Source organism: Agrobacterium sp. FDAARGOS_525, from assembly GCF_003938925.1.
Lineage (GTDB): Bacteria > Pseudomonadota > Alphaproteobacteria > Rhizobiales > Rhizobiaceae > Agrobacterium > Agrobacterium pusense.
Genome location: NZ_RKIU01000003.1, coordinates 2,798,178 through 2,821,672, shown reverse-complemented (window position 1 = coordinate 2,821,672; position 23,495 = coordinate 2,798,178). Strand labels below are relative to the sequence as shown.

General features: G+C 59.4%; 27 protein-coding genes. 15 read left to right on the top strand and 12 right to left on the bottom strand.

Annotation, left to right across the window (positions count from 1 at the left end; translation table 11 throughout):
• The first annotated feature begins 213 nt into the window (after window positions 1-213).
• Window positions 214-1,689 (top strand): bifunctional ADP-dependent NAD(P)H-hydrate dehydratase/NAD(P)H-hydrate epimerase, encoded by a 1,476-nt coding sequence (locus tag EGT36_RS15230; protein WP_037092516.1) that lies wholly within the window; start codon window positions 214-216, stop codon window positions 1,687-1,689.
• Between the two features lie 237 nt (window positions 1,690-1,926).
• Here EGT36_RS15230 and EGT36_RS15225 read toward each other — a convergent pair whose 3' ends face one another.
• Together EGT36_RS15225 and EGT36_RS15220 are read right to left on the bottom strand one after the other, a co-directional pair.
• Window positions 1,927-2,967: a GlxA family transcriptional regulator gene (locus EGT36_RS15225; protein WP_004442297.1), complete on the bottom strand. Its 1,041-nt coding sequence runs from the start codon at window positions 2,965-2,967 to the stop codon at window positions 1,927-1,929.
• A gap of 271 nt (window positions 2,968-3,238) precedes the next feature.
• Window positions 3,239-3,457 carry a DUF1127 domain-containing protein gene (locus tag EGT36_RS15220; RefSeq protein ID WP_004442294.1) on the bottom strand — a complete coding sequence of 73 codons (219 nt, stop codon included), beginning with the start codon at window positions 3,455-3,457 and terminating at the stop codon, window positions 3,239-3,241.
• Between the two features lie 70 nt (window positions 3,458-3,527).
• On the opposite strand from EGT36_RS15220, the gene EGT36_RS15215 reads away from it, so the two are divergent.
• Window positions 3,528-4,466, top strand: coding sequence for a LysR family transcriptional regulator (locus EGT36_RS15215; RefSeq protein WP_169692031.1), 939 nt, complete (start codon window positions 3,528-3,530; stop codon window positions 4,464-4,466).
• Between the two features lie 45 nt (window positions 4,467-4,511).
• Here the strand turns inward: EGT36_RS15215 and EGT36_RS15210 are convergent, their stop codons facing one another.
• Together EGT36_RS15210 and EGT36_RS15205 are read right to left on the bottom strand one after the other, a co-directional pair.
• The gene (locus tag EGT36_RS15210; RefSeq protein ID WP_037092518.1) at window positions 4,512-5,432 is read right to left on the bottom strand and encodes a methylenetetrahydrofolate reductase; all 921 of its coding nucleotides are present in this window, start codon (window positions 5,430-5,432) and stop codon (window positions 4,512-4,514) included.
• 90 nt (window positions 5,433-5,522) lie between these two features.
• The gene (locus EGT36_RS15205; RefSeq protein WP_125270517.1) at window positions 5,523-6,299 is read right to left on the bottom strand and encodes a formyl transferase; all 777 of its coding nucleotides are present in this window, start codon (window positions 6,297-6,299) and stop codon (window positions 5,523-5,525) included.
• A 188-nt stretch (window positions 6,300-6,487) separates the two neighbouring features.
• On the opposite strand from EGT36_RS15205, the gene EGT36_RS15200 reads away from it, so the two are divergent.
• Window positions 6,488-6,649 carry an entericidin domain-containing protein gene (locus EGT36_RS15200; protein ID WP_004442283.1) on the top strand — a complete coding sequence of 54 codons (162 nt, stop codon included), beginning with the start codon at window positions 6,488-6,490 and terminating at the stop codon, window positions 6,647-6,649.
• A 109-nt stretch (window positions 6,650-6,758) separates the two neighbouring features.
• Window positions 6,759-7,523, top strand: a complete 765-nt coding sequence (locus EGT36_RS15195; protein WP_125270516.1) for a phosphodiester glycosidase family protein — start codon at window positions 6,759-6,761, stop codon at window positions 7,521-7,523.
• 9 nt (window positions 7,524-7,532) lie between these two features.
• On the opposite strand, the gene EGT36_RS15190 is transcribed toward EGT36_RS15195, so the two are convergent.
• A complete protein-coding gene (locus EGT36_RS15190; protein WP_004442278.1) occupies window positions 7,533-7,880 on the bottom strand; it encodes a hypothetical protein in 348 nt (115 codons plus the stop codon).
• Between the two features lie 650 nt (window positions 7,881-8,530).
• On the opposite strand from EGT36_RS15190, the gene EGT36_RS15180 reads away from it, so the two are divergent.
• The gene (locus tag EGT36_RS15180) at window positions 8,531-9,934 is read left to right on the top strand and encodes an L-serine ammonia-lyase (RefSeq protein WP_037092522.1); all 1,404 of its coding nucleotides are present in this window, start codon (window positions 8,531-8,533) and stop codon (window positions 9,932-9,934) included.
• Window positions 9,935-9,999: 65 nt separating this feature from the next.
• A complete protein-coding gene (locus EGT36_RS15175; protein WP_004442274.1) occupies window positions 10,000-10,434 on the top strand; it encodes a DUF1489 family protein in 435 nt (144 codons plus the stop codon).
• A 72-nt stretch (window positions 10,435-10,506) separates the two neighbouring features.
• On the opposite strand, the gene EGT36_RS15170 is transcribed toward EGT36_RS15175, so the two are convergent.
• Complete coding sequence (locus EGT36_RS15170) at window positions 10,507-11,112, bottom strand: transglutaminase-like cysteine peptidase (RefSeq protein ID WP_004442271.1); 606 nt, start codon at window positions 11,110-11,112, stop codon at window positions 10,507-10,509.
• A 245-nt stretch (window positions 11,113-11,357) separates the two neighbouring features.
• Between EGT36_RS15170 and EGT36_RS15165 the strand changes: the two genes are divergently transcribed.
• The gene (locus EGT36_RS15165; protein ID WP_125270515.1) at window positions 11,358-11,618 is read left to right on the top strand and encodes a hypothetical protein; all 261 of its coding nucleotides are present in this window, start codon (window positions 11,358-11,360) and stop codon (window positions 11,616-11,618) included.
• Window positions 11,619-11,815: 197 nt separating this feature from the next.
• On the opposite strand, the gene EGT36_RS15160 is transcribed toward EGT36_RS15165, so the two are convergent.
• The gene (locus tag EGT36_RS15160) at window positions 11,816-12,433 is read right to left on the bottom strand and encodes a PilZ domain-containing protein (RefSeq protein WP_037092525.1); all 618 of its coding nucleotides are present in this window, start codon (window positions 12,431-12,433) and stop codon (window positions 11,816-11,818) included.
• A gap of 172 nt (window positions 12,434-12,605) precedes the next feature.
• The gene (locus EGT36_RS15155) at window positions 12,606-13,157 is read right to left on the bottom strand and encodes a PAS domain-containing protein (protein WP_172965650.1); all 552 of its coding nucleotides are present in this window, start codon (window positions 13,155-13,157) and stop codon (window positions 12,606-12,608) included.
• Between the two features lie 353 nt (window positions 13,158-13,510).
• Between EGT36_RS15155 and EGT36_RS15150 the strand changes: the two genes are divergently transcribed.
• Both EGT36_RS15150 and EGT36_RS15145 read left to right on the top strand, forming a co-directional pair.
• Window positions 13,511-14,248, top strand: coding sequence for a rhomboid family intramembrane serine protease (locus tag EGT36_RS15150; protein ID WP_037092530.1), 738 nt, complete (start codon window positions 13,511-13,513; stop codon window positions 14,246-14,248).
• Window positions 14,249-14,402: 154 nt separating this feature from the next.
• Entirely contained in the window at window positions 14,403-14,837 is a 435-nt protein-coding gene (locus EGT36_RS15145) for a CBS domain-containing protein (protein ID WP_006698832.1), read from the top strand.
• Window positions 14,838-14,981: 144 nt separating this feature from the next.
• Here the strand turns inward: EGT36_RS15145 and EGT36_RS15140 are convergent, their stop codons facing one another.
• The 3 genes from EGT36_RS15140 to folE all read right to left on the bottom strand — a co-directional run bounded on the left by EGT36_RS15140 (window position 14,982) and on the right by folE (window position 17,215).
• A complete protein-coding gene (locus EGT36_RS15140; protein ID WP_004442259.1) occupies window positions 14,982-15,914 on the bottom strand; it encodes a patatin-like phospholipase family protein in 933 nt (310 codons plus the stop codon).
• A gap of 94 nt (window positions 15,915-16,008) precedes the next feature.
• Window positions 16,009-16,461: a phosphoribosyl-AMP cyclohydrolase gene (gene hisI, locus EGT36_RS15135; RefSeq protein WP_022556294.1), complete on the bottom strand. Its 453-nt coding sequence runs from the start codon at window positions 16,459-16,461 to the stop codon at window positions 16,009-16,011.
• Between the two features lie 127 nt (window positions 16,462-16,588).
• Window positions 16,589-17,215: a GTP cyclohydrolase I FolE gene (gene folE / locus EGT36_RS15130; RefSeq protein ID WP_003495569.1), complete on the bottom strand. Its 627-nt coding sequence runs from the start codon at window positions 17,213-17,215 to the stop codon at window positions 16,589-16,591.
• Between the two features lie 281 nt (window positions 17,216-17,496).
• Between folE and EGT36_RS15125 the strand changes: the two genes are divergently transcribed.
• The 4 genes from EGT36_RS15125 to thrS all read left to right on the top strand — a co-directional run bounded on the left by EGT36_RS15125 (window position 17,497) and on the right by thrS (window position 20,956).
• The gene (locus EGT36_RS15125; protein ID WP_035210771.1) at window positions 17,497-17,943 is read left to right on the top strand and encodes an iron-sulfur cluster assembly scaffold protein; all 447 of its coding nucleotides are present in this window, start codon (window positions 17,497-17,499) and stop codon (window positions 17,941-17,943) included.
• 3 nt (window positions 17,944-17,946) lie between these two features.
• Complete coding sequence (gene yidD / locus EGT36_RS15120; protein ID WP_004442241.1) at window positions 17,947-18,306, top strand: membrane protein insertion efficiency factor YidD; 360 nt, start codon at window positions 17,947-17,949, stop codon at window positions 18,304-18,306.
• Window positions 18,303-18,827, top strand: coding sequence for a DUF1697 domain-containing protein (locus tag EGT36_RS15115; RefSeq protein ID WP_037092531.1), 525 nt, complete (start codon window positions 18,303-18,305; stop codon window positions 18,825-18,827). The genes yidD and EGT36_RS15115 overlap by 4 nt, the downstream gene beginning before the upstream one ends.
• Before the next feature lie 125 nt (window positions 18,828-18,952).
• Window positions 18,953-20,956 (top strand): threonine--tRNA ligase, encoded by a 2,004-nt coding sequence (thrS, locus tag EGT36_RS15110; RefSeq protein WP_004442234.1) that lies wholly within the window; start codon window positions 18,953-18,955, stop codon window positions 20,954-20,956.
• A gap of 214 nt (window positions 20,957-21,170) precedes the next feature.
• Here the strand turns inward: thrS and EGT36_RS15105 are convergent, their stop codons facing one another.
• A complete protein-coding gene (locus EGT36_RS15105) occupies window positions 21,171-22,151 on the bottom strand; it encodes an RgsD C-terminal domain-containing protein (RefSeq protein WP_125270514.1) in 981 nt (326 codons plus the stop codon).
• A 110-nt stretch (window positions 22,152-22,261) separates the two neighbouring features.
• On the opposite strand from EGT36_RS15105, the gene EGT36_RS15100 reads away from it, so the two are divergent.
• Window positions 22,262-22,843 carry a nitroreductase family protein gene (locus EGT36_RS15100; RefSeq protein ID WP_022556291.1) on the top strand — a complete coding sequence of 194 codons (582 nt, stop codon included), beginning with the start codon at window positions 22,262-22,264 and terminating at the stop codon, window positions 22,841-22,843.
• A complete protein-coding gene (locus EGT36_RS15095) occupies window positions 22,843-23,454 on the top strand; it encodes a flavin reductase family protein (RefSeq protein WP_037093665.1) in 612 nt (203 codons plus the stop codon). Before EGT36_RS15100 ends, EGT36_RS15095 begins: the two co-directional genes overlap by 1 nt.
• Window positions 23,455-23,495: the final 41 nt, after the last annotated feature.

Here is a 23,495-nt window from a genome sequence, read left to right as displayed (position 1 = left end):
GCGGTTCTACCGGCAATTCGTCACTAGAATCCGAAAAATCCATCAGCATTTCTGCGGTTTTCTTTAATATTAGAAATTTTTAAAATTCGATTATGCTGTGGTCGCGGGTTGAGCTATTGCACATATTATATGCATTTGAGTATTTTTTGGTCTCCGAATTTTGCTTATTTTTGTATCGATTGCCTTTCCTGCGTTTTGAAGGAATGATGGGGCATGACCTCCATTTCCGAGTTCCTCCTTCTCGAGCCGGCTGTGATGGCGCGCATCGATGCGGCAGCCGGCAAATCCGGCATCCCGCTTTACGATTTGATGGAGCGTGCGGGGCAGGCGGTGGCTGCTTCGGCGCTTCGGCATTACCCGCAGACGCTGCGCTTCGTCGTCCTGTGCGGCAGCGGGAATAACGGCGGTGACGGGTATGTCGCGGCGCGGGCGCTGGCGCAAAGCGGCGCTAAAGTCGTGGTCCATCATCTCGGCGATATCGGCCTTCTCAAGGGGGATGCACGCGTGGCCTTGGAGCGGAGCGGCGTGACGCCGCTGCCGCTTGATGCCTATACGCCTCTTTCCGGCGACGTGGTGATCGACGCCGTGTTCGGAGCCGGGCTGTCCCGCGATGTTCCGCCGGAGTTAGTCCGGCTGATCGAGGCGGTCATGCAGGCGAAGGTGCCGGTTCTTGCCGTGGATCTGCCCTCGGGGCTTTGCGGCCGGCGTGGCGTGGCGCTTGGCGCATCGTTCAGGGCGGAGCGCACGATCACCTTCATGGCGCGCAATCCGGGTCATCTGCTGATGCCGGGGCGGGAGCTTTGCGGAGCGCTGGAGGTTTTCGATATCGGCATACCGTTGCGTATCCTCGAGGCTCATAAGGGATCGGTGGCGGAAAACGATCCGTTTGTCTGGCGGGATGCCTTGCCGCGCGCCGGTATGGAGACCCATAAATTCCGCAGGGGGCACCTGACGGTCTTCTCGGGCCCCGCCCATGCGACGGGTGCTAGCCGCATGACCGCGCTTTCAGCGCTGAAGGCGGGGGCGGGGATCGTTACTGTCGCAGCGCCGAAAGCGGCGCTCGACGTGCTGTCTGTCACATTGACGGCCGTGATGAACGTTCCGATGGACAATGCCGACGATCTGCGCGTGTGGCTTGACGATGAGCGTCACGGCGCCTTCGTTCTCGGCCCTGGCTTCGGCGATCTCGAAAAGGCGCGGCATTTCGTGTCGCTGCTTGGCGACAAGTCGGTGGTGCTGGATGCCGATGCGATCACGGCCTTCAGGGATGATACGGATGTCCTTTTCGAGCGTATCACTTCCGGTGCGGGGAAATTCGTGCTGACACCGCATGAGGGCGAGTTCGCCCGGCTGTTTGCCGATCTGGCGGCCGATGGGACGCTGAGCAAGATCGAGAAGGCGCAGGTCGCTGCGGCGCGCAGCGGCGCGGTTCTGGTCTATAAGGGTGCGGACACGGTGATCGCTTCGCCCGATGGCCGGGCGCTGGTCAATACGAACGCCCCGGCGAGCCTTGCGACGGCGGGATCGGGTGACGTTCTGGCCGGTATCATCGGCGCGCTATTGGCGCAGGGCGCACCTGCCTTCGAAGCGGCTGCAGCCGGGGTCTGGCTGCATGGCGAGGCGGGCGACAGAGCGGGCGCCGGCATGACGGCGGAGGACCTCGCCCATGCGGTTCGGCCGTTTGGGTGAATTGGTCTGATTTGCTGGCTGCTCGCTGAACCTGCGCTCTTACCACAGTTCCATCATCCGCACTTCGTCACCCCGGACTGGATACGGGCTCCAGCGCGATCAGGTCCTTGATCGCGAAATACTCTTCTCACGGCGCAGACGCGCGGTGGCTGGATGCCGGATCTAGTCCGGCATGACGGAGGACAGGTTTTTGCTCTGAGACAAGTCCTGTCGCGCTCGGGACCTTCAACTCCGCCTTCAATGGGCGGCCTTGCCTGCCTGGCTCGCCATTGCCATGCGCGAAGCACTGATCAGCAGCTTGCGCTCGGCGCGCTCCTGCTGCGGGGTGCGATTGTAGATTTCGCGATAACACTTCGAGAAATGCGACGCTGACACGAACCCGCAGGCGACGGCGACTTCCACCACCGGCATGGCCGATTGCACCAGCAGGTGACGGGCGCGGTCAAGGCGGATTTCAAGGTAATAGCGGGCGGGCGAGCGGCCCATTTCCTGGCGGAAGAGGCGTTCCACCTGCCGGCGCGACAGATCGGCGGCGTCGGCGATATCGAGCAGCGACAGCGGCTCGGCAAGATTGCCTTCCATCAATTCGATGATCGACAGAACCTTGCTGTTCTGCACGCCAAGGCGGGCGCGCAGCGGCAGGCGCTGACGGTCGTTGGGGCTGCGCACGCGGTCGGTCAATTGCTGTTCGCAGACGCGGTTGACGAGGTTCTCGCCGAAATCCTGGCCGATCAGGCTCAGCATCATGTCGAGCGAGGCCGTGCCGCCAGCGCAGGTATAGATGTTGCTGTCGACTTCGAAGAGATCTGCGTAGACTTCCACCTGCGGGAAGGCTTCGGAAAAGCCGGGCAGGTTTTCCCAGTGGATCGCGCAACGTTTGCCGTTGAGGAGGCCAGCCTGCGCAAGGATATGGGCGGCGGTACAGAGGCTGCCGATGGCGATACCACGATTATAGGCTTCGCGCAGCCAGGCGTTGACCGATTTGTTGATGTGTTGATCCACATCGATGCCCGAACAGATGATTGCCATTTCCGGGCGGTTTTCGCCGCTGACATAACGCCGCTCATCTGCAAGACAGGTATCGGCCTCAAGACAGATGCCGCTCGATGACATGACCTTCTGGCCATCGAGCGAGGCGATGCGCCATTCATAGGCCTGGTAGCCCAACATTCGGTTGGCGATGCGAAGCGTTTCAACCGCTGCGGCGAAGGGCAGCATGGTAAATTGCGGAATGAGAAAAAAGACGATTGAGCGCTTCTTCTGGGAGTTTCTGCTCATTTGCCCGTGCTCCGTTGCGAATACGCAATTCCTCCCTTGGAATTGGTCTTCTGGATGTCCTGTATGCGACATCTTTAACGAAAAATACGCCGTGGAATCGGGGCTGTCAAAAAATAGCTTTTGAAATATGCAAATTTTGCGACAAGCCTTTTTAAAGGGCGTCGCGTCGCATGTAAAACAGGCAGGCCAATTTACGCCCGGGGGCCGCCATTTACCCGCAGAGGGCGATGGCTCGCGGGCGTAAGAAAGGCTGCGAGCCATCGGCCGGCGGTCATTTGCGAATGACGCTTCTGCCGTAGTTGTCGGTTGTGGGCCATCCGATATCCTTCAATGTTTCAGGCGGGAGCGCTTCCAGCGCGCGGAGCATCCTCGCACGGCGCCATGACGCATAATGGGAGGCGATATTGCCTGACAGGCGCTGCAGCCAGCCGGCGGATGACGGGCGATGCGGGGAGCGGTTCGCCGCGGGCAGGTAATGTATCATGGTCATGTCTTCATCCTTTCCTGAACCACGATTGATGTGAGGATGGTGCGCCGTTGTTGACATTCAATCAAACGAAATGATATCCATCTATAAATCAAAATATTTGAAGGTGCGTGCCATGACCGTGACTTTCCGCCAACCGCTGCCGTTGCTGGATAACGACATATTGAGGACCTTCGTCGCCATTGCGGAAACGGGGAACTTCTCGACCGCCGCCGAAGTCGTGTTCAGAACACCATCGGCCGTTTCGATGCAGATCAAGAAGCTAGAAGAGCAGCTGAAAACGACGCTGTTCCTGCGCGATGCGCGTTCGGTGACATTGACGGCTCATGGGGAGACGCTTCTGACTTATGCGCGCCGCATGATTGCCTTGTCCAACGAGGCCGTGTCGCGTTTCGTCATGCCCGAATTGTCCGGTGTGGTGCGTCTCGGCGCACCGGAGGATATTGGCGAGCGCGGGCTGCTGCCGGGCATTCTCAAGCGTTTCGCCGAGGCTTTCCCCGGCATCATGATCGACGTCACAATCGATGCCAGCTCCAATCTCTATAAGCGGATGGACGAGCAGCGTCTTGATCTCGCCCTCGTCAACTGTGCTTCACATCCGCTGAGGGATACCGGCGAGGTGCTGATGCGCGAACGGCTCGTCTGGGCGGGTGCGAAATGCGGCACGGCCTATCTGCGCGATCCGTTGCCGATCTCGATATGGGAAGAGGGCTGCATCTGGCGTTCGGAGGCGATTCATTCGCTGGAAAAACGTGGGCGCAATTTCCGCGTGGCCTATCTCAGCGGCCACACGATGGCACAGCGTGCGGCGATTGCCGCAGATCTCGCCATCGCGCCGCTGCCACGATCCTATGTGCTGAACGACATGGTCATTCTGGGTGAGAAGGAAGGCCTACCGGAACTCGGCTATTTCGATATCCGGCTGATTATGGGCGACAAGGCGTCGCGGCCGGTGCTCGCAGTGGCGGAAAGCATTCGCAATGCCTTCGTCGAGGTTGCGAAGGCGGCATGAGGCGAAGGAACGCGTCACGGCCATCATGCGCCGTCGACGCGCCGCTTAGATCGCCACCGAACCCGTGGCTGCGGCGTGATCCGCGTTTTTGGTCCGCCAGCTGCCACGACTGACCAGCCAGTCTGACGACGCCTGCAGCCCGCCGAAGGGAAAGACATGGATCTGCCGGATCGGTCCTTGCGGATTGTCCCGCCAGTGCCGTTCGATCGGCCCGACGATGCTTTCCGGTGAATGGCCCCTGGCAAGCGTGGTCAGGGAAAGCGCGTTTTTCTTGAGATAGGCAATGGAATTGCCGACACCGCAGAGCGCGGCGTATTTCAGGAGCGTGGTGATCTTGGCCGGGCCGGAAACGCCGATATGCACCGGCAGATCGATACCGGATGCGGCAAGCCCTTCTGCCCAGGCGATGAAGCGGGCGGAATCAAAACCGAACTGGGTGACGATGCGCATGGCGGCGTCGGTTCTTTCGCCAAAATCGCGTTTCAGCCGCAACGCGGCCGTCGCCGTTTCGTCGTTGAAATCGGGGCTGCCTTCCGGATGACCGGCAATTGCGATATGCTTGATGCCGCAACGGTCGAAAATGCCCGTGGAAAGCATGTCGATGGTAGACGTGAACGGGCCCTCTGGCTTCTCGACGCCACCGCCGACCGCCAGCACGTCGGTCACGCCGGCGTCGCCGGCAAGCCGCTTCACCTGTTCCTCGAAATCGATGCGAGAGGCGATACGGCGCGCCGCAAGGTGCGGAACGGGCTCATAACCGAGATCACGCAGATGCTTTGCGGCATCGACCAGCTTCACCTGCGAGGCGGCTCCGGTATCTGTCAGATAAACGCGCACGCCCTGCGGAAAAAGACCGGCAAGACTTGCCGGGCCAAGCACCTGCGCGGGTGAGGCCTCGATGGAGGCGGGGATGACGGAAGTGGCGGAGATATCGGGCAATGTGTGCATGATCCTTTTGATTATCATGCACCGTTTTTGAGGCCAAGTCTGTGCCTGTTGCGGCAAGACAGCCCTGCATCTGCGACGAAGCTTGAGCCGAGCGCGGTGCCGGCGGCGCTACCAGACCCGTTTCGTCAGACCGTTCCAGAGCCATGTCCAGATTGTTGGTGGAAAGCGGAGCACCGACTTTCCGGGCGAGGGCGGCTGCGGCGCAAGGCTGCCGGACAAGGCGTCTTCGATGGCATTGATGGCGATATCGACCGAGGCTGCTGTCAAGAGAAGGGGATAGGTGGCGATGGTGTCGGACGGTGAGGGTCTCAGCCGTTTTTCGTAAAGTGTGGCGCCGGTATCCACACCCTTGTCAACGAGATGCACGGTTGCGCCGAAATTGCCCCGGTCCTTTTCCACCAGCGCCCAGTATCCACCCATCTGGCCGCGATAGGCCGGGTTGATGCCGGCGTGAAAATTGATGATGGGGCAGTGCAGGTCCCTGAGCGTCGCCGGCGTCAGCAGACGGCAGGAAATGGTGAAGATGACAGCCGGTTTCAGGAGATTGGCGGCCTTGCGACATTCTTGATCGTTCAGCGAGGCGAAATGCGTGACTGGAATGGTGCCGCCCAGATCAGGCAGGAGACCATGCTCCGCAATGATCTCTTTGCTTCTTCGTACCGTGAAGCGTTTGCCGAGCCGCGATGCGACCATCGTCGCCAGCTGGCCCACTGCGACAATCCAGCCGAGGCGTCTTGCCCGGCGCTTGAGGATGGCCGATTTGCTTTCGGGCTGTTCCATGAACACATGGATGTCGGGAAATCGCGCTGCCAGCGCATTGATCATGACGTTAGGGTTCACGCCGCCCGCCGTCATCACCAGAAGCCGATTATTGATGTCAGTCATGTCACCCACTGGATTTCTCAAGCCACGATCCACGCGCAGTTTCCCTCGCGAAGCTCAAAACCATGTTAATTTTCATCGACAGGATTTTTTGAAACGCCGCTGGAACCGAATTTTGGGACTCACGTTATTGTGACGCATATCACATCGGCGCTTGCCTCGGACGGCAAGTCATAGGGGAGTAGTTTCAAATGATCACACGCATTCTTTCGACCGTTTTCGTGGCTCTGCTGACCGTCGTGACGCTCAGTTCTTGCGGCAACACCATTCGCGGCATGGGCCGGGATACGGCGAACGCCGTGGATGCGACCCAGGATGCCGGCCGTAGCGTCGACCGCGCCGCCCGTCGCTGACGACATCTCCCCTTCTGAAAGTCCGGCGTCTCCCTGAAGCCAGGGTGACGCCTTTTCTTTGACCGAATTTCCCTGCGAATGTTCCCCTGAAGAGAATCACGGGGTGGGCATGAACAGATCGATGAAAAGACTGGCGAAGCTGCTGTTGCCGTTGCTGCTTCCATTTGCGGCCGAAGCGGGCGGGCAGGTGGATTTCTGCAGAATCGTGGATCATGCGGGCGGCCGCTATACCGTCTGCAGTTTCGATCCGGCGAAAAGCACCATCCGGATTTACGACCGCGACCATGTCTCAGGACAGGGATATCGTTCTTTCGCCGATCTATCCTCCGCGCTCTGGCGTCAGCACATGTTCAGTGTCTTCGCCATGAATGGCGGCATGTATCATTCCGATTATTCCCCCGTCGGGCTGTTTATCGAAAACGGCGTGGAACGTTCGCCACTCAGCACCCGCGGTGGCTGGGGCAATTTCCATCTTCTTCCGAATGGCGTGTTTTACCTGAAGGATCACAGGGCGGGCGTGCTGGCGACCGAAGCGTATCTGACGGCCGACCCGAAGCCCGATTTTGCCACCCAGTCCGGGCCGATGCTTGTTATCGACGGCGGAGTGCATCCGCGTTTTCTGCCCGACAGCGACAGCTTGAAGCGCCGCAACGGCGTCGGAGTCTCTCGCGATGGCATGGCACATTTTGCCATTTCGGACAATACCGTGCGCTTTTACGATTTCGCCACCCTGTTCAGGGATGTGCTGGATTCACCGAATGCGCTCTATCTCGACGGCACCATTTCCAGCGTCGATATTCCCGCGATGAAGAGGCGAGATTCACTGTTCCCCATGGGGCCGATCATCGCCGTGGTCGACAGGGTGCCGGATTAGTCGAGCCGATCAGATCGGCGCCTTGGGATAGGCTTTTTCAAGGCCGGCGGAAGCCGTCAGCCCCTTGCGGAAGGCGAGATAAGCAGGATGCTGGCTTGCCTTCGCAATTTCCGCGAGGCGGATTTGCAGACGGGCAGGGGCGTGGCCACCCAGCCATTCACCGGTGGCTTCAAGCTTCAGGCTATTAAGGAAACGGGCGCCGGCCTGCTGGTCGAGATAAAGGTTAAGGCCTGCCAGCAGGTTCTCGTCCTGCAGCGCGTTCTCCATCAGCAACGACACCCATGCCTTATCCTCACTCGCAAGCGAGGTCAGTTTCGAAGCAACAGTTTCACGGTCGGGGAAAGAGGATGTCTGCATGTGGGACTCGCATCGTTGCTGTTTGACCATGGTCGATAAAGCAGCGGTCGCAGCCATTCAAGATGGGTTTCAGCGGAAGAATTGCGACCGCAACGTGCCCGCGTCCGCCGTTTTCAACAGGTGTTTGTATGAAACCTTTAAAAAACGGTTACACTTTAGCCTAAATTGCGGCGAGGCCAGAAATGGCACTGGTTTCAGGGTCGCGCTAACGCTTTGTTTTTTAACATACCTATGCAAGGCGCGAATGGCAGCCCGTCGAAAACGCCTTCATTTAGCCGCTTTTTGCATTTGCCTTCCGCGCCGGATTTTAATAAATGCTTCCTCCACGGGCCGGGTCTTGAAGATCCCCCGGAGAGTGAATAGCTGGAGTAATCATGGAAGAAACCGCTCAGAAATCCTGCTGGGGCGTCACGTTGCGCGCACTCGCAGGCTTTGCCGCTTTTCTCGCATTGACGTACATTTTTGGCAGCCCATAAGCATCTCTCCTGATTGACGGGTTTTGAAACGGCGCGGTTTTCCTCTGGAAACCGTGCTGTTTTCGTTTCCGGGAGGCCCATGTCGCAGCTGCAAAAGCCGGTGCCGCTCTTTTGTGGCGATAAGTTCCAGCTTTGGATATGATGTGACGGAATCCATTATGCAGGAAAAACTCAATGTTTCTTTCGGTCTTTGACGTCTTCAAGATCGGTATCGGTCCTTCCAGTTCGCATACGATGGGACCGATGACGGCGGCCAACCGCTTTCTGGCGCTGATCCTCAGCGACGAGTGGCCGCGCCCCGCCGGTGCCGCCGTTGCGCGCCTGAAGGTCAGCCTGCACGGGTCTCTCGCCTTCACCGGCATTGGTCATGGCACCGGCCGGGCAGTCATTCTCGGCCTGACCGGCGAGCGGCCGGACCTTGTCGATCCCGACGCGATGGACGCCATCATAGAGGCGGTGGAGAAGGCCGGTACGGTTACGCCGCCCGGCCATCCGACCTACGAGTTCAGGACGGCCGAAGATCTCGTCTTCGACAAGAAGAACCCGCTGCCGGGCCATGCGAACGGCATGACCTTCTCCGCTTTCGATAACCAGGGCAGGCTGCTGGTCAAGCGCATCTATTATTCCGTCGGCGGTGGCTTTGTCGTCACCGACACGGAACTGGAGGCGATCAAGCAGCGCGGCAAGACCATCGATAACGGCCCGCGCGTGCCCTATCCTTTCGCCACGGCGAAGGAAATGCTGGAAATGGCCGCCCGGTCCGGCCGCACCATCGCCCAGATGAAACGGGCGAACGAGGAGACGGTTGTTTCGCGCGAAGAGTTGAATGAACGGCTGGACCAGATTTGGGACGCGATGAACGGATGTATCGAGCGCGGGCTGAAGGTGGACGGCATCATGCCCGGCGGCCTCAAGGTGCGTCGCCGTGCCCGTTCGATCTATGAAAAACTGAATGCGGAATGGCGTAGCAACCGGTTGAATCCCGTCATGGCGAATGACTGGTTGAGCGTCTATGCCATGGCCGTGAACGAAGAAAACGCGGCCGGCGGCCGTGTCGTCACCGCGCCCACCAATGGCGCTGCGGGCGTGGTGCCGGCGACGGTGCGGTATTTCCGGCATTTCCATGAGGATGCCACCGTCGACGACGTGCGGGACTTTCTCCTCACGGCGGCAGCGATTGGCGGCATCATCAAGCATAACGCGTCGATTTCCGGCGCGGAGGTGGGCTGTCAGGGGGAAGTGGGATCGGCTGCGGCCATGGCGGCGGCAGGTCTCGCGGCGGTGATGGGCGGATCGCCCGAGCAGATCGAGAATGCGGCGGAAATCGCGCTCGAACATCATCTCGGCATGACCTGCGACCCGATCGCCGGATTGGTGCAGGTGCCCTGCATCGAACGCAACGCACTGGGCGCGGTCAAGGCGGTCACGGCGGCGTCGCTGGCGCTGAAAGGCGACGGTCAGCACTTCGTGCCGCTGGATGCCTGTATCGAAACCATGCGCCAGACCGGCAACGACATGAGCGAGAAATACAAGGAAACCTCAACCGGCGGCCTTGCCGTCAACGTTGTGGAGTGTTGAGCGGGCTGGGCGCCCGGCATGTCCGGCATGCTTGACGCCCGCCGCAAAAAGGCATTGATAGAGACATGCCTCTACATCTCATCAAACTTTGCGTCGGCGCGGATTCACTCCAGGACCTGAGGGATTGGGTCGCGCAGCGATCGCTCACCGCCATGGCTGCGGGCCTTGAGCCGCACAGCGTCCACACCACCCGCATGATCCCCAAACGGGTAGAGGAACTGCTTGAAGGTGGCTCACTCTACTGGGTCATCAAGGGGCAGGTGCAGGCTCGACAGAAGCTGCTCGATATCCGTTCTTTCAAGGGAGACGACGGTATTTCGCGCTGCGATCTCGTTCTCGGACCCGAGGTGATCGAGACCTCACCTGCGCCGAAGCGGCCGTTTCAGGGCTGGCGCTACCTGAAGGATGACGAGGCGCCGCGCGATCTCGGGGGTGGAGGAGGCGGCGAGGACATGCCTTCCGATCTCAGGCGCGAACTGGCCGAACTTGGTCTGCTCTGACGTATGATGGATGAAAATGAAAAAGCCGGCCCCTTTTGGTGGCCGGCTTTTTTATTTGGGGAGACGGGTTGGTCAGTTGATGCCGCCGACTGCATTGGTGGCGCGGCCGTCCTGAATTTTCACCCAGCGACCCGGGTTGGCGGTGTCCTGACGCTTCAGATAGGTATATTCGGTTTCCGACCAGTTCATGACCTTGTTGCGCATATTGTCGAGAACGAAGTCGCCACGGTCGGTGCGAACGGTCAGAACGGCATGGCCTTCGCCATTCGGCTGCAGAACGACGGTGATCAGCAGGTTGGAGGCGGAGAAACCCTTGTTCATCAGCATCTTGCGCTTCAGCAATACGAAATCTTCGCAATCGCCGACGGTGGTAGGATAGGCCCAGCGTTCTTCGACGCCGTAGATTTCCATGTCGGTCATCGGCGTGATCGTGGTGTTGACGGTGTAGTTGACGTCAAGCATCGTCTTCCAGCGCTCTTCCGTCAGCTTCATCGGGCCATTGTCCAGCGAAGTCGGCTGGCACTCGCTCTGATAGGTCTGGCAGAATTCATAGTGGCCGATCGGTGGATTGGCCTTGCCGATGACGCGCATGACGGCTGCCGGCGATGCGCTGGCCTGCTGTGCGAAGGCGCCGACGATGAACGCGATCAGGATGAAAACGATACGGTTGTTGTTCATTGCTTGTCTCCCCGTGTTGAGGAGACATTCGCAGGTATTTTTTGACCCGGCGGAAATTTGCGTGGCGCAATTTGAGCTTAAATTTCAGCAAATTAGCCGATGTTTTGAACTGTATTTGAAGTGTTTTTTACACGTGTTTGAAGCGAATTTTATTAGAATTTTACGCATTCCGGCTTTAGGTTTTCGGTAGCCATTTATGCCGCTGTATCGACAGCGATTTTTCGTTCGCAGGTGTTTTCATACCCATGTTCATCGCCGTAGCGGAAGCGGGCGATGTAGGGGATTTCCCGTTTTGGGATGGGTGTTCCTTGCTGGCGCGCGTCGAAAAAGCGCCGAAAAAAACTTCAAAAAAACTGCTTTTTTCTCAAAAAAAGTTCGGACGGCGTGTTGCAGGCTATGTCCGTGCCCCGGTCGTGCCGCAAATTACCAAGGGGAGCGTTCCCGTCGGGACGTTGTTTGGGCGACAGGTCGAAAGCGGAAAACTGCGTCCGCGGACTTGTTTTTGAAAGGGGATATCCGCGTCGCGAACACACGCCGACCGGATTTTCGGGCAGGGACGAGGAGGCGAGGCTGCGGTAAAGGTGCCTTGAAAAAGCCGCCCGGTCCCGACTGCCCATCACGGTGCAATGGACTGACTGCAGCCTTGTACGCTGCCTGACTTCACGCTTTGCGGAGGAATGGCGTCGGGCCGTGCGGGGCCTTTTTAAAGAAACTCGATCAATGCGTCGGGGGACTGGACACGATCGAATTCAACGGCGACGCCTTCCATGAAGTGACGCACGATCTTGCCACTCATGTTTTTGCCCAGCTGGACGCGGCTGCCGAGCGGCGGCCGGTGTTCTATCTCGATTGCTGCGCCCGAGAGCGACAGGTCGATCAGGCGGCAGGCGACGAGCATGCCGTCTTCGAGAACCAGCTGCGCCCTGGCATTGCGCGGCGTCAGGCGGTCGTGGCGACGGTCTTCCGGCAGGCCCAGCAACTGACGCTTGGCGATCCATGCGAGCTGGGCGGCGAGCTTTGCGCGTTTGCGCTCGGGCGCATTGATGGCGATGAGGAAACCGGATGCCGTCAGCGACGTCACCGTGCCTTCGATCCGGCCGATATGCTGGAGATAGGCGATGACGCGATCGCCATTGCGGGCGACACCCGGGCAGGTGAATTGCGCTCTCTCGGCGGTCATCTCGGTGGCGGTGCAATCATATTCTTCGTGATCGGGCAACATGAGGCGGCCGTTGAAGGACACACGCACGGCGTCGTCGAGGCGAACTTCCTCAACCGGGCGCAGAATTTGGGCGGTGTTGACCGAACGGGACGAAAACATGGGCAGCGCAAATTGTAATGAATGATGATCGTCCGTTTCTACCCTGTGCGAGTTAACAGACTGTATTGCCTAATCTCTACAATTTTTCTAATCGACCAAATCGTTACGTTTCGTTGCCCCGCGCTCCGTGCGGCCATGGGCTTTCAGCATCGCTTCGTCGATCCTGGACGCCTCAGCATCTACCCGTTCGTAACGCGGCTGCGGCATTGGCCGAATATCCGGCCGGGGTGATGTCCATACGCAGCAGCCGGCTGCTTTTCAACAGACAGTGTATCGGCACCATCAATGTGTGGTGCCGTGGCTGCTGTGGAAGCAGCGCGCCGAGGAGCCGCGGGGCGACACCTGCTTCCGTGCGCAACGGCAGCAGCAGCATTTCGAACGCCAGGGGCGCGTCGCCGTAGCCGTCGTCAGCATCGATGTCGAAGACCACGGGCAATTGATGTTGCAGGATGCCGAGCGCCACGCGACAGGGAAAGGACGCGCCGGCCGCCGGCCAGAGTTCTGAAAACGGGCGGTCCCGCAATTCGCGGCCGAACAGGTCGCAAAGGCGGGTGCCGGCAAGACGGAAGAAGGGTGTTTCCTCTCCTTTGTCTGTCAGGATGAAAAGGTCGCCGAGATGAGTCTTGAGCTTCGAGGGTTCAATGTCCTCGCGGCGTGGAGCGGCGCTCTTGCCGCGCAATTCATCCCAATAGGCATATATCTCCAGTCCGGCCATGCTCTTCATAGCATCTCTCCATGTTCGTTTTTGGGACATCATGTCCATCCGAACGTCTGTATCTGGAGGTGTAGCGATTTTCGTGCCAACTGGATTTGTTAAGGTTAACAAAGGGTTGATATTGCCTGACGGCATTTGTCGTGGCATCGGTGCGGCCCTGTCGGGGAAAGCTCCTTCAGCACAATTTAATGGCCCCGCCCGTTCTTTTACGGTGGGTCTGCAAGCCGGACCGTTTTTGGCCTGGCGCCTTTTCCGGTTACGGTTCCGGCGTCGCGCGCTTCGAAGGCGGGACGGCTTTTTTTTCTTTCAGGCTTCCTATATTGCTCGGGAAACGCAAAATTCGACCAAGACAGGGATAAACCATGTCCTACGAGGACGGCGAACAGCCGCCGGTTTCGGAAACGCCGGAGCCGAAAGACGATGCGAACAATCCCGCCTTCAATCTGCCATCGCTGCTGGTGGGCATCCTGGTCGCGCTGATCGTTGCTTATGTCGTTCCCGCCTATCTTCTGTCGGAGGAAGGCAATGGCTGGTTCATCTTCACCTTCGGCTTCATTCCGCTGCGTTATGCGGTGCCGTTTTCCCAGCAGGGGCTGGAATGGCTGTGGACGCCGGTGACCTATTCTTTCCTGCATGGCGGTATCGAGCATATCCTCTTTAACGGATTGTGGCTGATGGCCTTCGGCGCGCCGGTTCTGCGTCGGATCGGAACAGTGCGTTTCGTGCTGTTATGGTGCATTTCCGCCGCCGTTTCGGCCTTTGGTCATGCGGTTCTGAACTGGGGGGACGTGACGGTGCTGATCGGAGCGTCCGGTGTCGTTTCGGCGCTGATGGGAGCGGCCTGCCGGTTCGCCTTTCCGGCGCGGGGCGGATATAGCGCGTCTTTCGGCCATCTGATGCCGCGGCAGAGCATTCTTGCGGCGCTCTCCAACCGTACGGTGCTGATCTTCACGCTGATGTGGCTGTTCGGCAATGTGCTGATTGCGATCGGCGTGCCGCTGTTCGGCGACGTCGGCGGTCAGATCGCCTGGGATGCCCATGTTTTCGGGTTTCTGCTCGGCTTCCTGTTCTTCGGCTTTTTCGATCGCCCGTTACGCTAGGCCGATCACGCTCCTTGTCGGGCGTGGCGCAAATTTGCTTTCGGGCGTCCCATCCGGGATTGCATTCACGCGGGCCTCAGCGCACCATACCTCATGATTTGCAACCGCCGGGGGAGACTGCGGCACTGCGGATCGTTGCAAAGAGGAGGAAGGCATGCCAACATTCGTTAAGGATCTTCTCGACCGCAAGGGCCGGGACGTCGTGACTGTCAATCCTGAGGTCAGCATCGGTGAGGCCGCGGCCACGCTGCACGCACATAAGATCGGTTCCGTCGTCGTGACCGATGGCGATGGTGTCGTTCTCGGCATCTTCACGGAACGCGATCTCGTAAAGGCCGTGGCGGGCCAGGGTGCCGCTTCTCTCCAGCAATCCGTTTCAGTGGCCATGACCAAAAATGTCATCCGCTGTCACCACGATTCCACCACCGATGAGCTGATGGAAATCATGACGGGCGGGCGCTTCAGGCATGTGCCGGTCGAAGAGAATGGCCGCCTTGCCGGCATCATCTCCATCGGCGACGTGGTGAAGGCGCGGATCGGTGAAATCGAGGCCGAAGCGGAGCATATCAAGGCTTATATTGCCGGGTGAGTTAGTGTCCTCTCCCTCATTCCTGTGCTCGTCACAGGAATCTAGTCAGCCCAAGTCCTTGGGCTGAAAGTAGTTCCTACCGCCACGCAGACGCGCATCGGCTGGATTCCCGCGACGGGCACAGGAATGAGCGAGCTTCTCGCCTCACCGCCGGAACGCCTGCTGCATGCGCTCCAGTTCCGGAATGCGCGCGCGCGTTTCCTGATATCCCCTATCGATGGCTTCACTGGCGCGATGGAATTCCGACAGTCCGATATCGTTGATGCGGGGATGAAGCATCAGATCGGGCGGATCACCTGCCAGACGCGAGCGCGAAATCCTGTCCTGAATGATGTTGAAGGCCTGCACCATGACGCCCGGCAGGCCGGGGCGCGGCGCGCTGTCGTGCGGTGCGCCGCCGGGCGGTGCAGCGGCGTGCTTGACGACGGCGGAGCGGCCGAAGAGATCGTAATTGAGGTTTACCGCCACGACCAGCGCCTGCTCATAGGCCCGGCAGACCGAAACCGGCACGGGATTGACGAGGGCGCCATCGATGAGGGTGCGGCCGTTGCATTGCACGGGTTCGAAGATGCCGGGCAGCGCATAGGATGAACGCAAGGCGGTCACGAGATCACCCTGATGAATCCAGACTTCATGACCCGTGCGCAACTCCGTCGCGACGGCGATGAAGGGATGATCGAGGCTCTCGACGCGCAGCCCTTCCAGATGCTCCTGCATGCGTTTTGTGAGCCGCATTCCGCCGAAGAGCCCGCCGCCGCCGATCGTGAGATCCAGCAGGCCGGCAATGCGGCGCATCGTTAGCGAGCGGGCGAATTCCTCAAGCTCATCGAGCTTGCCGGCGAGATAACATCCGCCAACCAGCGCGCCGATCGAGGTGCCGGCGATCATGCCGATCTTGACGCCCGCTTCATCGAGGGCCCGCAGGACACCGATATGGGCCCAGCCCCGGGCTGCGCCACCGCCAAGCGCGAGCGCTATCCGGTGTTTATCGACGATCTGTGTAACGGGCGGTTCATTGCCGATGACGTCGGTATTACCCGCCGCAAGGTGGTTCTGACGATTTCCCCATCCCAACATGACCGCACTCCCTGCCAGTTCTTCGGGTTCCGCCCTTGGCCCCGGAACCCGCTATATTGGTAGCAAATTGGTGCGGCCGATGGAAGGCGGCGGTTTATGTGCCTGAATAGGTCGTCGCCGGATCGAAATGGCGCGTATCGTCGGTGATTTTCGTCACCGCCTGGCCATCAGCCAGTTCGACCGTGCGGTAGAAGCAGGAGCGGCGGCCGGTGTGGCAGGTGGCATCGTGGCCGGCGACCGAGACCTTCAGCCACACGGCGTCCTGATCGCAATCGGTGCGGAATTCCTTCACGGTCTGCAGGTTGCCCGACGTTTCGCCCTTCTTCCAGATCTTGTCGCGCGAACGGCTGTAATAGTGGGCGATGCCGGTCTCAAGCGTCAGCGACACCGCCTGTGCATTCATATGGGCGACCATCAGCAGTTCGCCATCGCGCGCGTCGGTGACTACGGCTGTGACGAGGCCGTGGGCGTCGAATTTCGGCGAAAAGAGACCTGCGTTTTCAAGCGCTTCCTTGTCCGCGGGCGCGGACGGAAAGGGAATGGACATGGCAACCTCGGAAAATCATCTGGCGGAACGATGAGAGGGGCGGATGAAACGGAAGAGCGCCCGCCACTCTGAATTTTCTTGCGCATCGGATTTTCCGAAAGCCGCATTACGGCTTTCGGGCCGGTGCTTAACGGTTCCGCACCATGGTCATGAAGCGCACCTGTTCGGCCGGGTCGTTCTTGAACGTGCCGGTAAAGGAGGTGGTGAGGGTGGTCGACCCCTGCTTGTTGACGCCGCGCATGGACATGCACATATGTTCGGCATCGATCATGACGGCCACGCCGCGCGGTTTCAGGGTTTCCTCAATCGATCTTGCGATCTGCGCGGTCATGTTTTCCTGCGTCTGCAGGCGGCGGCCGAAGATTTCGACAACGCGGGCGATCTTCGACAGGCCAAGCACGCGACCGGCCGGAAGATAGGCGACATGCGCCTTGCCGACGATCGGCACCATATGGTGTTCGCAATGGGAGAAGAACGGAATGTCGCGCACCAGCACCACATCGTCATAACCGCCGACTTCCTCGAAGGTCGTGCCGAGCACGTCCTGAACATTCAGCTCGTAACCGGCAAAAAGCTCGCGATAGGCCTTGGCGACGCGCTTCGGCGTATCCAGAAGTCCTTCGCGGGCGGGATTTTCTCCAGCCCAGCGCAAGAGAACGCGCACTGCTTCTTCCGCTTCGGCCTGGCTCGGGCGAGCTTCGGCCACGTCGGGTTTTGCGCCAGCGCCGGGGAAATTCTTCACGATCGCATCCATTCCGTCTCTCCCGATGCGGGTAAAGGCCGCACCTGAATTCGTTTTACATCGCGAACCCATGTTCGCAGTTGCTGCTATCTGGTTGTTTTATAGCATTTTGGCAAGGCCGATGCTGTTTTTTCGGTATCGGAGCCGTTAATTTGATCACGGCTTGATGTCCAGAAAGCTCGTTAGCATATAATGAGAATGAAGGGCAGGAAAGCTTCACTGCGACAAACGCTGTGTTAGAAAAATTTGACCTGTCCTGTTTTGGGCATTCTTGAGCGCGCCGGGCACCAATGATGGACGATATCTACAATAATCGCATTCTGGACTTTGCCGGGAATATCCCGCTCATCGGCGTTCTTGAGGATGCTGACGCCAGCGCCGAGAAACACTCCCGGCTGTGCGGTTCGAAGCTGAAGGTCTATCTGAAAGTCGAAGACGGTATCGTAACGGCGTTTTCGCACGAGGTTCGTGCCTGTGCGCTCGGCCAGGCCTCCGCCTCCATTATGGCGCACCACATCGTCGGGGCCTCCAGCGGCGAAGTCCGGCAGGCGCGGGAAGACATGCTTGCCATGTTGAAACAGGGCGGCGATGGCCCGACGGGCCGTTTCGAGGATATGCGCGTTCTGTCACCAGTCAGGGATTTCAAGGCCCGCCACGCCTCCACCATGCTGACCTTCGAAGCCGTGGTCGATGCGCTCGACCAGATCGAAGGGCGGCAGGCTCTCGACGCCGCGGGTTAGGCCATGTGCGGCGAACCGGGCTGCCGGCACCAGCAAACCGAGGTGAAATCCGGGCGATCGCGTAACTGGACGGGCAGCTTTGCCAGGACGCCAGGACGGCTTTTCGGTGTCGGCTTTATCAGGCTTTATCAATTGACGCTTTCCGGCTTCATCGGAAACTCCTGCCGCCATATCCCCACCTGTTCGGAATATGGCTACGAGGCGATTGCCCGCCACGGGCTTTGGGCCGGCGGCTGGATGACGCTGTTTCGTGTGGCGCGCTGCGGACCGGGCGGCACAAGCGGTCTGGATCCGGTGCCGGAAGTACTTGATGGAAGCAGGCGCTGGTGGATGCCGTGGCGCTACTGGAGCCGACATCGATGAATGACTATGTGGCCCTGCTGCACAGCATCGTTCTCGGCGTGGGCAAGCGACTTATCATGGCCGATCTCAGGGCCATGGCGGAAGAGCTGGGATTTACCGACTGCAGGACGCTTGTCGCGACCGGAAATCTTGTTTTTCGCGCTGAAGCGACACCTGTTCGCGAGATTGAGGACAGGCTGGAGCGCGCCTTCGAAGATCGCTTCGGCAAACATGTCGATATTCTCGTTCGTTCCGGCGGCGACTGGCTGAAGCTGGCGGCGGACAATCCCTTCGCCAAGGGCAATCCGCCGGATGTCTGCGTGCGGGTGATGCGTGAACCGCTTGGCGAAGGTATCCTTGGATTTCTCGATAAGTATCGCCGACAGGAGACGATCGCCGTGATCGGCGGTGACTTGTGGATCGATTTCAAGGGCAAACCGAGCGAGAGCAGGCTGCTGTCTGCGCTGACCACAAGAAGGCTCGGTATAGGCACGACCCGCAACGCCAACACGGTCAATGGTCTCGCGGAAATGCTTCGCTGAGCGGCCTTCACCTTTGACTGCAATGGCAAAAGCCTTTATCAGCCTGCGTGCCCGCCTGTCGCGGGCAAATCATTATTCCAACACCACCCGCATTCGTTGGCGGGACTGGACAGGAGCACTAAACGATGTCTGAAGCCGTTTCCCTTACATTTCCCGATGGTTCCGTCCGCAGCTACGCCCCCGGCACGACCGGCCGCGAGGTTGCCGAATCCATCTCCAAATCGCTCGCCAAGAAAGCCGTCGCCATAACGCTTGATGGCACCCTGCGCGATTTGTCCGACACCATCACCGATGGCAAGATCGAGATCGTCACGCGCGAAGACAAGCGTGCACTTGAGCTCATCCGCCACGATGCCGCCCACGTCATGGCCGAGGCCGTGCAGGAACTGTGGCCCGGCACGCAGGTGACGATCGGCCCTGTTATCGAGAACGGCTTCTATTACGACTTCGCCAAGAACGAGCCCTTCACGCCGGAAGATCTGCCGAAGATCGAAAAGCGCATGAAGGAAATCATTCAGCGCAACAAGCCGTTTACCCGTGAAGTCTGGTCGCGTGAAAAGGCCAAGGAAGTCTTCGCCGCCAAGGGCGAGAATTACAAGGTCGAGCTGGTCGATGCGATTCCGGAAGGTCAGGACCTGAAGATCTATTATCAGGGCGACTGGTTCGATCTTTGCCGTGGCCCGCATATGGCTTCCACCGGCCAGATCGGCACTGCCTTCAAACTGATGAAGGTGGCCGGCGCCTATTGGCGCGGCGACAGCAACAATGCAATGCTGTCACGCATCTATGGCACCGCCTGGGCGACGCAGGAGGAGCTCGATAATTACCTTCACGTTCTGGCCGAAGCCGAAAAACGCGACCACCGCCGTCTCGGCCGCGAAATGGACCTGTTCCATTTCCAAGAAGAAGGTCCGGGCGTCGTGTTCTGGCACGGCAAGGGCTGGCGCATGTTCCAGACGCTGACGGCCTATATGCGCCGGCGGCTCGCCAACACCTATCAGGAAGTCAACGCGCCGCAGGTGCTCGACAAGTCGCTGTGGGAAACCTCCGGTCACTGGGGCTGGTATCAGGAAAACATGTTCGCGGTGAAATCCGCCCATGCCTTTACCCATCCCGATGACGAGGAAGCCGATCAGCGCGTCTTTGCGCTCAAGCCGATGAACTGCCCCGGTCACGTGCAGATTTTCAAGCATGGCTTGAAGTCTTACCGCGAAATGCCGGTTCGTCTTGCTGAATTCGGCAATGTGCACCGTTATGAAGCGTCCGGCGCTTTGCACGGCCTGATGCGTGTTCGTGGCTTTACGCAGGACGATGCGCATGTCTTCTGCACGGAAGAGCAGATGGCGGCGGAATGCCTGCGGATCAACGATCTGATCCTTTCCGTCTACGAAGATTTCGGCTTCAGCGAAATTGTCGTCAAGCTCTCCACGCGCCCGGAAAAGCGCGTTGGTTCCGACGATCTGTGGGATCGCGCCGAAAGCGTGATGATGGAGGTTCTGAAGACCATCGAGGAACAGTCGGAGGGACGCATCAAGACCGGCATCCTGCCGGGTGAGGGTGCCTTCTACGGACCGAAGTTCGAATATACCCTGAAGGACGCCATCGGCCGCGAATGGCAGTGCGGCACGACGCAGGTGGACTTCAACCTGCCTGAGCGTTTCGGCGCCTTCTATATCGACCAGAACTCGGAAAAGACGCAGCCGGTGATGATCCATCGCGCCATATGCGGCTCGATGGAGCGCTTCCTGGGTATCCTGATCGAGAACTTCGCCGGTCACATGCCGCTGTGGTTCGCACCGCTCCAGGTCGTGGTCGCGACGATCACCTCTGATGCGGATGATTATGGTCGTGAGGTTGCGGAAGCGCTGCGCGAAGCGGGCATGGCGGTCGAGACCGACTTCCGCAACGAAAAGATCAACTACAAGATCCGCGAGCACTCGGTGACCAAGGTTCCTGTCATCATCGTCTGCGGCCGCAAGGAAGCGGAAGAGCGCACCGTCAACATCCGCCGTCTCGGCTCGCAGAACCAGACATCGATGTCGCTTGAGGAGGCAATCACCAGCCTCGTGGACGAAGCGACGCCGCCGGATGTGAAGCGCAAGCTGGCGGCGAAGAAGCAGGTTGCCTAATATCAGTTACGGCCCCTTCGGGGGCCGTTTTGTTTGTGGGGATGTGCGGGTAATTTCACTGCCAAAGGCGACGCATTCACCTCCGTCATCCCGGACTAGATCCGGGGCCCAGCGCGATCAAGTCGTTGATCGCGAAAGACTCTCTTCACGACGCAGACGCGTCGTCGCTGGATGCCGGATCAAGTCCGGCATGACGGATGGATGTGGGTGACGCCTACTCGAAATCCCCGGACATCTCTTCCGGCGCCTGATCCTTCATCAGCACTTCCACATCCGAATCCCGGCCGGCGGTTACCTTGAAATTGCGCTGGTAGACCTTGTCCTTATTGCGGGCGATGGCGGTATATTCGCCTTCGGCCAGCACCATGGTCGAAAAGGCGCTGACGCTTTCATTGACAACGTCACCGCCGCCGTTCAGCACAGACCAGGCTGTATCGGCAATGGCTTCGCCGCCCGCTTCGGATACCAGCTTGAGAGTGATCTGTGCCGCCCGGTGCTGGAGGGTCGCTTCTGTCAGCTTGCCGGCTTCCACCTGGATATCGGCGCGCACGGAGGCGTTGGCGTTACCGTATTGGGAAACGACGTGATATGTGCCGGCATTGAGGCGCACGATGGTGTTCGGTTTAATGTCTTCCATAACCAGCCCGCGTTCGCCATCGGGACGGGCGTCGGAGGAATAGATAGAGAATTTCAGCTGGTTGGCGGAAATCTGCTTGTCGGACCCTGCAACGGCGTTCAGCACGAAACCACCGGCATCGAGAATCAGCACCTGTTTCTGGACGCTGCCGGAGGCAGGCACGTTGAGCTTCTTGGTGACACCTGCGCGGCCGAAAGCGACGTTGACGAAATATTCGCCCGGCACCAGATGGAATTCCGCCGAGCCGCCCTCTGAGCTTGCCAGCATCGGCAATTTACCGTCGGTGCCGGGGATGGGGCTGAATACGCGCCAGGACAGGCCTTCCTTCACCGCTTCACCGTCGCCGGTCAGCTTGGCTTCCATGACTATGTCGCGGGCGGTGCTAGTCGGCGCGTTGGGGGCGGAGGGAGCGGTGAAAGCATTGAGTTTCGGCATTTTCGGCGTGCCGCCGAGTTGCTTGAAGTCCTTGAAGGCGTCCTGCGAAAAAGCAGCTTGCGATAACAGGCCAAGCGCGGCACATGCAATGGTCTGACGCGCCGCGATTTTGATTGCCGACATTTTCGATACCGATTGACTTCTTGATTTTCCCGGATCACTTCAAAACCAATGCCGTGGCTATTTCAAGGCCCATGTTTTTGCGATGACAGCAGAATGGAAGATTATTGATCATGACAAGTGATATCAAGCTCCTCGATTACCTCAGGGTTCGCCGTTCCACGCCGGCCCTGCAACTTGCCGAGCCGGGACCTTCGAAGGCGGAAATTGAAGATATCCTGCGGCTCGCCGTCCGCGTGCCTGACCATGGTAAGCTTGCGCCGTGGCGTTTCGTGGTTTTCCGCGGCGAGGAGCGCGTCCGTCTCGGTGAAACGGCGCTTCGGATCGCACTCGAAAAGAGCCCGGACCTCGACCTGCAGCAGCAGGAAGCCGAGCGCACCCGCTTCACCCGCGCACCCGTCGTCATTGCCGTCATCAGCACTGCAAAGCCGCATTTCAAGATTCCGGAGTGGGAACAGATCATGTCGGCCGGCGCGGTGTGCCTCAATCTCATCTTCGCAGCCAATGCCAGCGGTTTCGCAGCGAACTGGCTGACGGAATGGCTCGCTTTCGATCCGGCCTTTCTCGCGGAAATCGACGTCGATGCGGCGGAGAAGGTCGCCGGGTTCATTCATGTCGGTTCGACGACATTCCCGCCGGTGGAACGGCCTCGGCCGGAGCTTGCCGATGTCGTCACCTGGGTTGGGGACGTCTGATGTTCTACACCACGGACACCAACCAGCACGGCCTGCCGCATGATCCGTTCAAGGCCATCGTCGCGCCGCGCCCGATCGGCTGGATCGGCTCGAAGGGCAGGGAAGGTTCCCTCAACCTCTCGCCCTATTCCTTCTTCAACGCGATTTCGGACCGGCCGAAGCTCGTGATGTTCTCCTCCAGCGGCAGGAAGGACAGTCTGCGCAATGTCGAGGAGACCGGCGTCTTTACCGCCAATCTCGTCAGCCGCCATCTGGTAGACCGGATGAATGCGTCTTCTGCACCCGTCGCTTATGATGTCGATGAATTCGCCCTTGCCGGTCTTACCGCTGTCGATGGCCGCGTGGTGGATGCGCCTTTTGTGGGTGAGGCACTGGCGGTTCTCGAATGCCGGGTAACCCAGATTCAGCAGCTCAGGGACATTGACGGCGAGCCAGCGGATTCCTGGATGGTCATCGGTCAGGTCATGGCGATCCACATCGACGAAACGATCATTCGCGACGGGCGCATCGACATGGGACTTGCCCGTCCAGTGGCGCGCATGGGCTATATGGATTACTGCGATGGCGGCAGCGATGTATTCCAGCTGCAGCGCCCCTCTACTGCGCCGTAAATATAGGCCTTCTTCGGCGAGGGTTAATTTTTATGGTGAAC

Coding starts and splice junctions, on each gene's coding strand:
- EGT36_RS15100 (WP_022556291.1), top strand. CDS start 22,262: ATGACAAGTGATATCAAGCTCCTCGATTACCTCAGGGTTCGCCGTTCC.
- EGT36_RS15230 (WP_037092516.1), top strand. CDS start 214: ATGACCTCCATTTCCGAGTTCCTCCTTCTCGAGCCGGCTGTGATGGCG.
- EGT36_RS15175 (WP_004442274.1), top strand. CDS start 10,000: ATGCCTCTACATCTCATCAAACTTTGCGTCGGCGCGGATTCACTCCAG.
- EGT36_RS15165 (WP_125270515.1), top strand. CDS start 11,358: ATGTTCATCGCCGTAGCGGAAGCGGGCGATGTAGGGGATTTCCCGTTT.
- hisI (WP_022556294.1), bottom strand. CDS start 16,461: ATGTCCATTCCCTTTCCGTCCGCGCCCGCGGACAAGGAAGCGCTTGAA.
- EGT36_RS15220 (WP_004442294.1), bottom strand. CDS start 3,457: ATGACCATGATACATTACCTGCCCGCGGCGAACCGCTCCCCGCATCGC.
- folE (WP_003495569.1), bottom strand. CDS start 17,215: ATGGATGCGATCGTGAAGAATTTCCCCGGCGCTGGCGCAAAACCCGAC.
- EGT36_RS15160 (WP_037092525.1), bottom strand. CDS start 12,433: ATGTTTTCGTCCCGTTCGGTCAACACCGCCCAAATTCTGCGCCCGGTT.
- EGT36_RS15200 (WP_004442283.1), top strand. CDS start 6,488: ATGATCACACGCATTCTTTCGACCGTTTTCGTGGCTCTGCTGACCGTC.
- EGT36_RS15105 (WP_125270514.1), bottom strand. CDS start 22,151: ATGTCGGCAATCAAAATCGCGGCGCGTCAGACCATTGCATGTGCCGCG.
- EGT36_RS15155 (WP_172965650.1), bottom strand. CDS start 13,157: ATGAAGAGCATGGCCGGACTGGAGATATATGCCTATTGGGATGAATTG.
- EGT36_RS15190 (WP_004442278.1), bottom strand. CDS start 7,880: ATGCAGACATCCTCTTTCCCCGACCGTGAAACTGTTGCTTCGAAACTG.
- EGT36_RS15195 (WP_125270516.1), top strand. CDS start 6,759: ATGAACAGATCGATGAAAAGACTGGCGAAGCTGCTGTTGCCGTTGCTG.
- EGT36_RS15150 (WP_037092530.1), top strand. CDS start 13,511: ATGTCCTACGAGGACGGCGAACAGCCGCCGGTTTCGGAAACGCCGGAG.
- yidD (WP_004442241.1), top strand. CDS start 17,947: ATGTGCGGCGAACCGGGCTGCCGGCACCAGCAAACCGAGGTGAAATCC.
- EGT36_RS15125 (WP_035210771.1), top strand. CDS start 17,497: ATGGACGATATCTACAATAATCGCATTCTGGACTTTGCCGGGAATATC.
- EGT36_RS15140 (WP_004442259.1), bottom strand. CDS start 15,914: ATGTTGGGATGGGGAAATCGTCAGAACCACCTTGCGGCGGGTAATACC.
- EGT36_RS15180 (WP_037092522.1), top strand. CDS start 8,531: ATGTTTCTTTCGGTCTTTGACGTCTTCAAGATCGGTATCGGTCCTTCC.
- EGT36_RS15210 (WP_037092518.1), bottom strand. CDS start 5,432: ATGATAATCAAAAGGATCATGCACACATTGCCCGATATCTCCGCCACT.
- EGT36_RS15205 (WP_125270517.1), bottom strand. CDS start 6,299: ATGACTGACATCAATAATCGGCTTCTGGTGATGACGGCGGGCGGCGTG.
- EGT36_RS15170 (WP_004442271.1), bottom strand. CDS start 11,112: ATGAACAACAACCGTATCGTTTTCATCCTGATCGCGTTCATCGTCGGC.
- EGT36_RS15215 (WP_169692031.1), top strand. CDS start 3,528: ATGATATCCATCTATAAATCAAAATATTTGAAGGTGCGTGCCATGACC.
- EGT36_RS15225 (WP_004442297.1), bottom strand. CDS start 2,967: ATGAGCAGAAACTCCCAGAAGAAGCGCTCAATCGTCTTTTTTCTCATT.
- thrS (WP_004442234.1), top strand. CDS start 18,953: ATGTCTGAAGCCGTTTCCCTTACATTTCCCGATGGTTCCGTCCGCAGC.
- EGT36_RS15095 (WP_037093665.1), top strand. CDS start 22,843: ATGTTCTACACCACGGACACCAACCAGCACGGCCTGCCGCATGATCCG.
- EGT36_RS15145 (WP_006698832.1), top strand. CDS start 14,403: ATGCCAACATTCGTTAAGGATCTTCTCGACCGCAAGGGCCGGGACGTC.
- EGT36_RS15115 (WP_037092531.1), top strand. CDS start 18,303: ATGAATGACTATGTGGCCCTGCTGCACAGCATCGTTCTCGGCGTGGGC.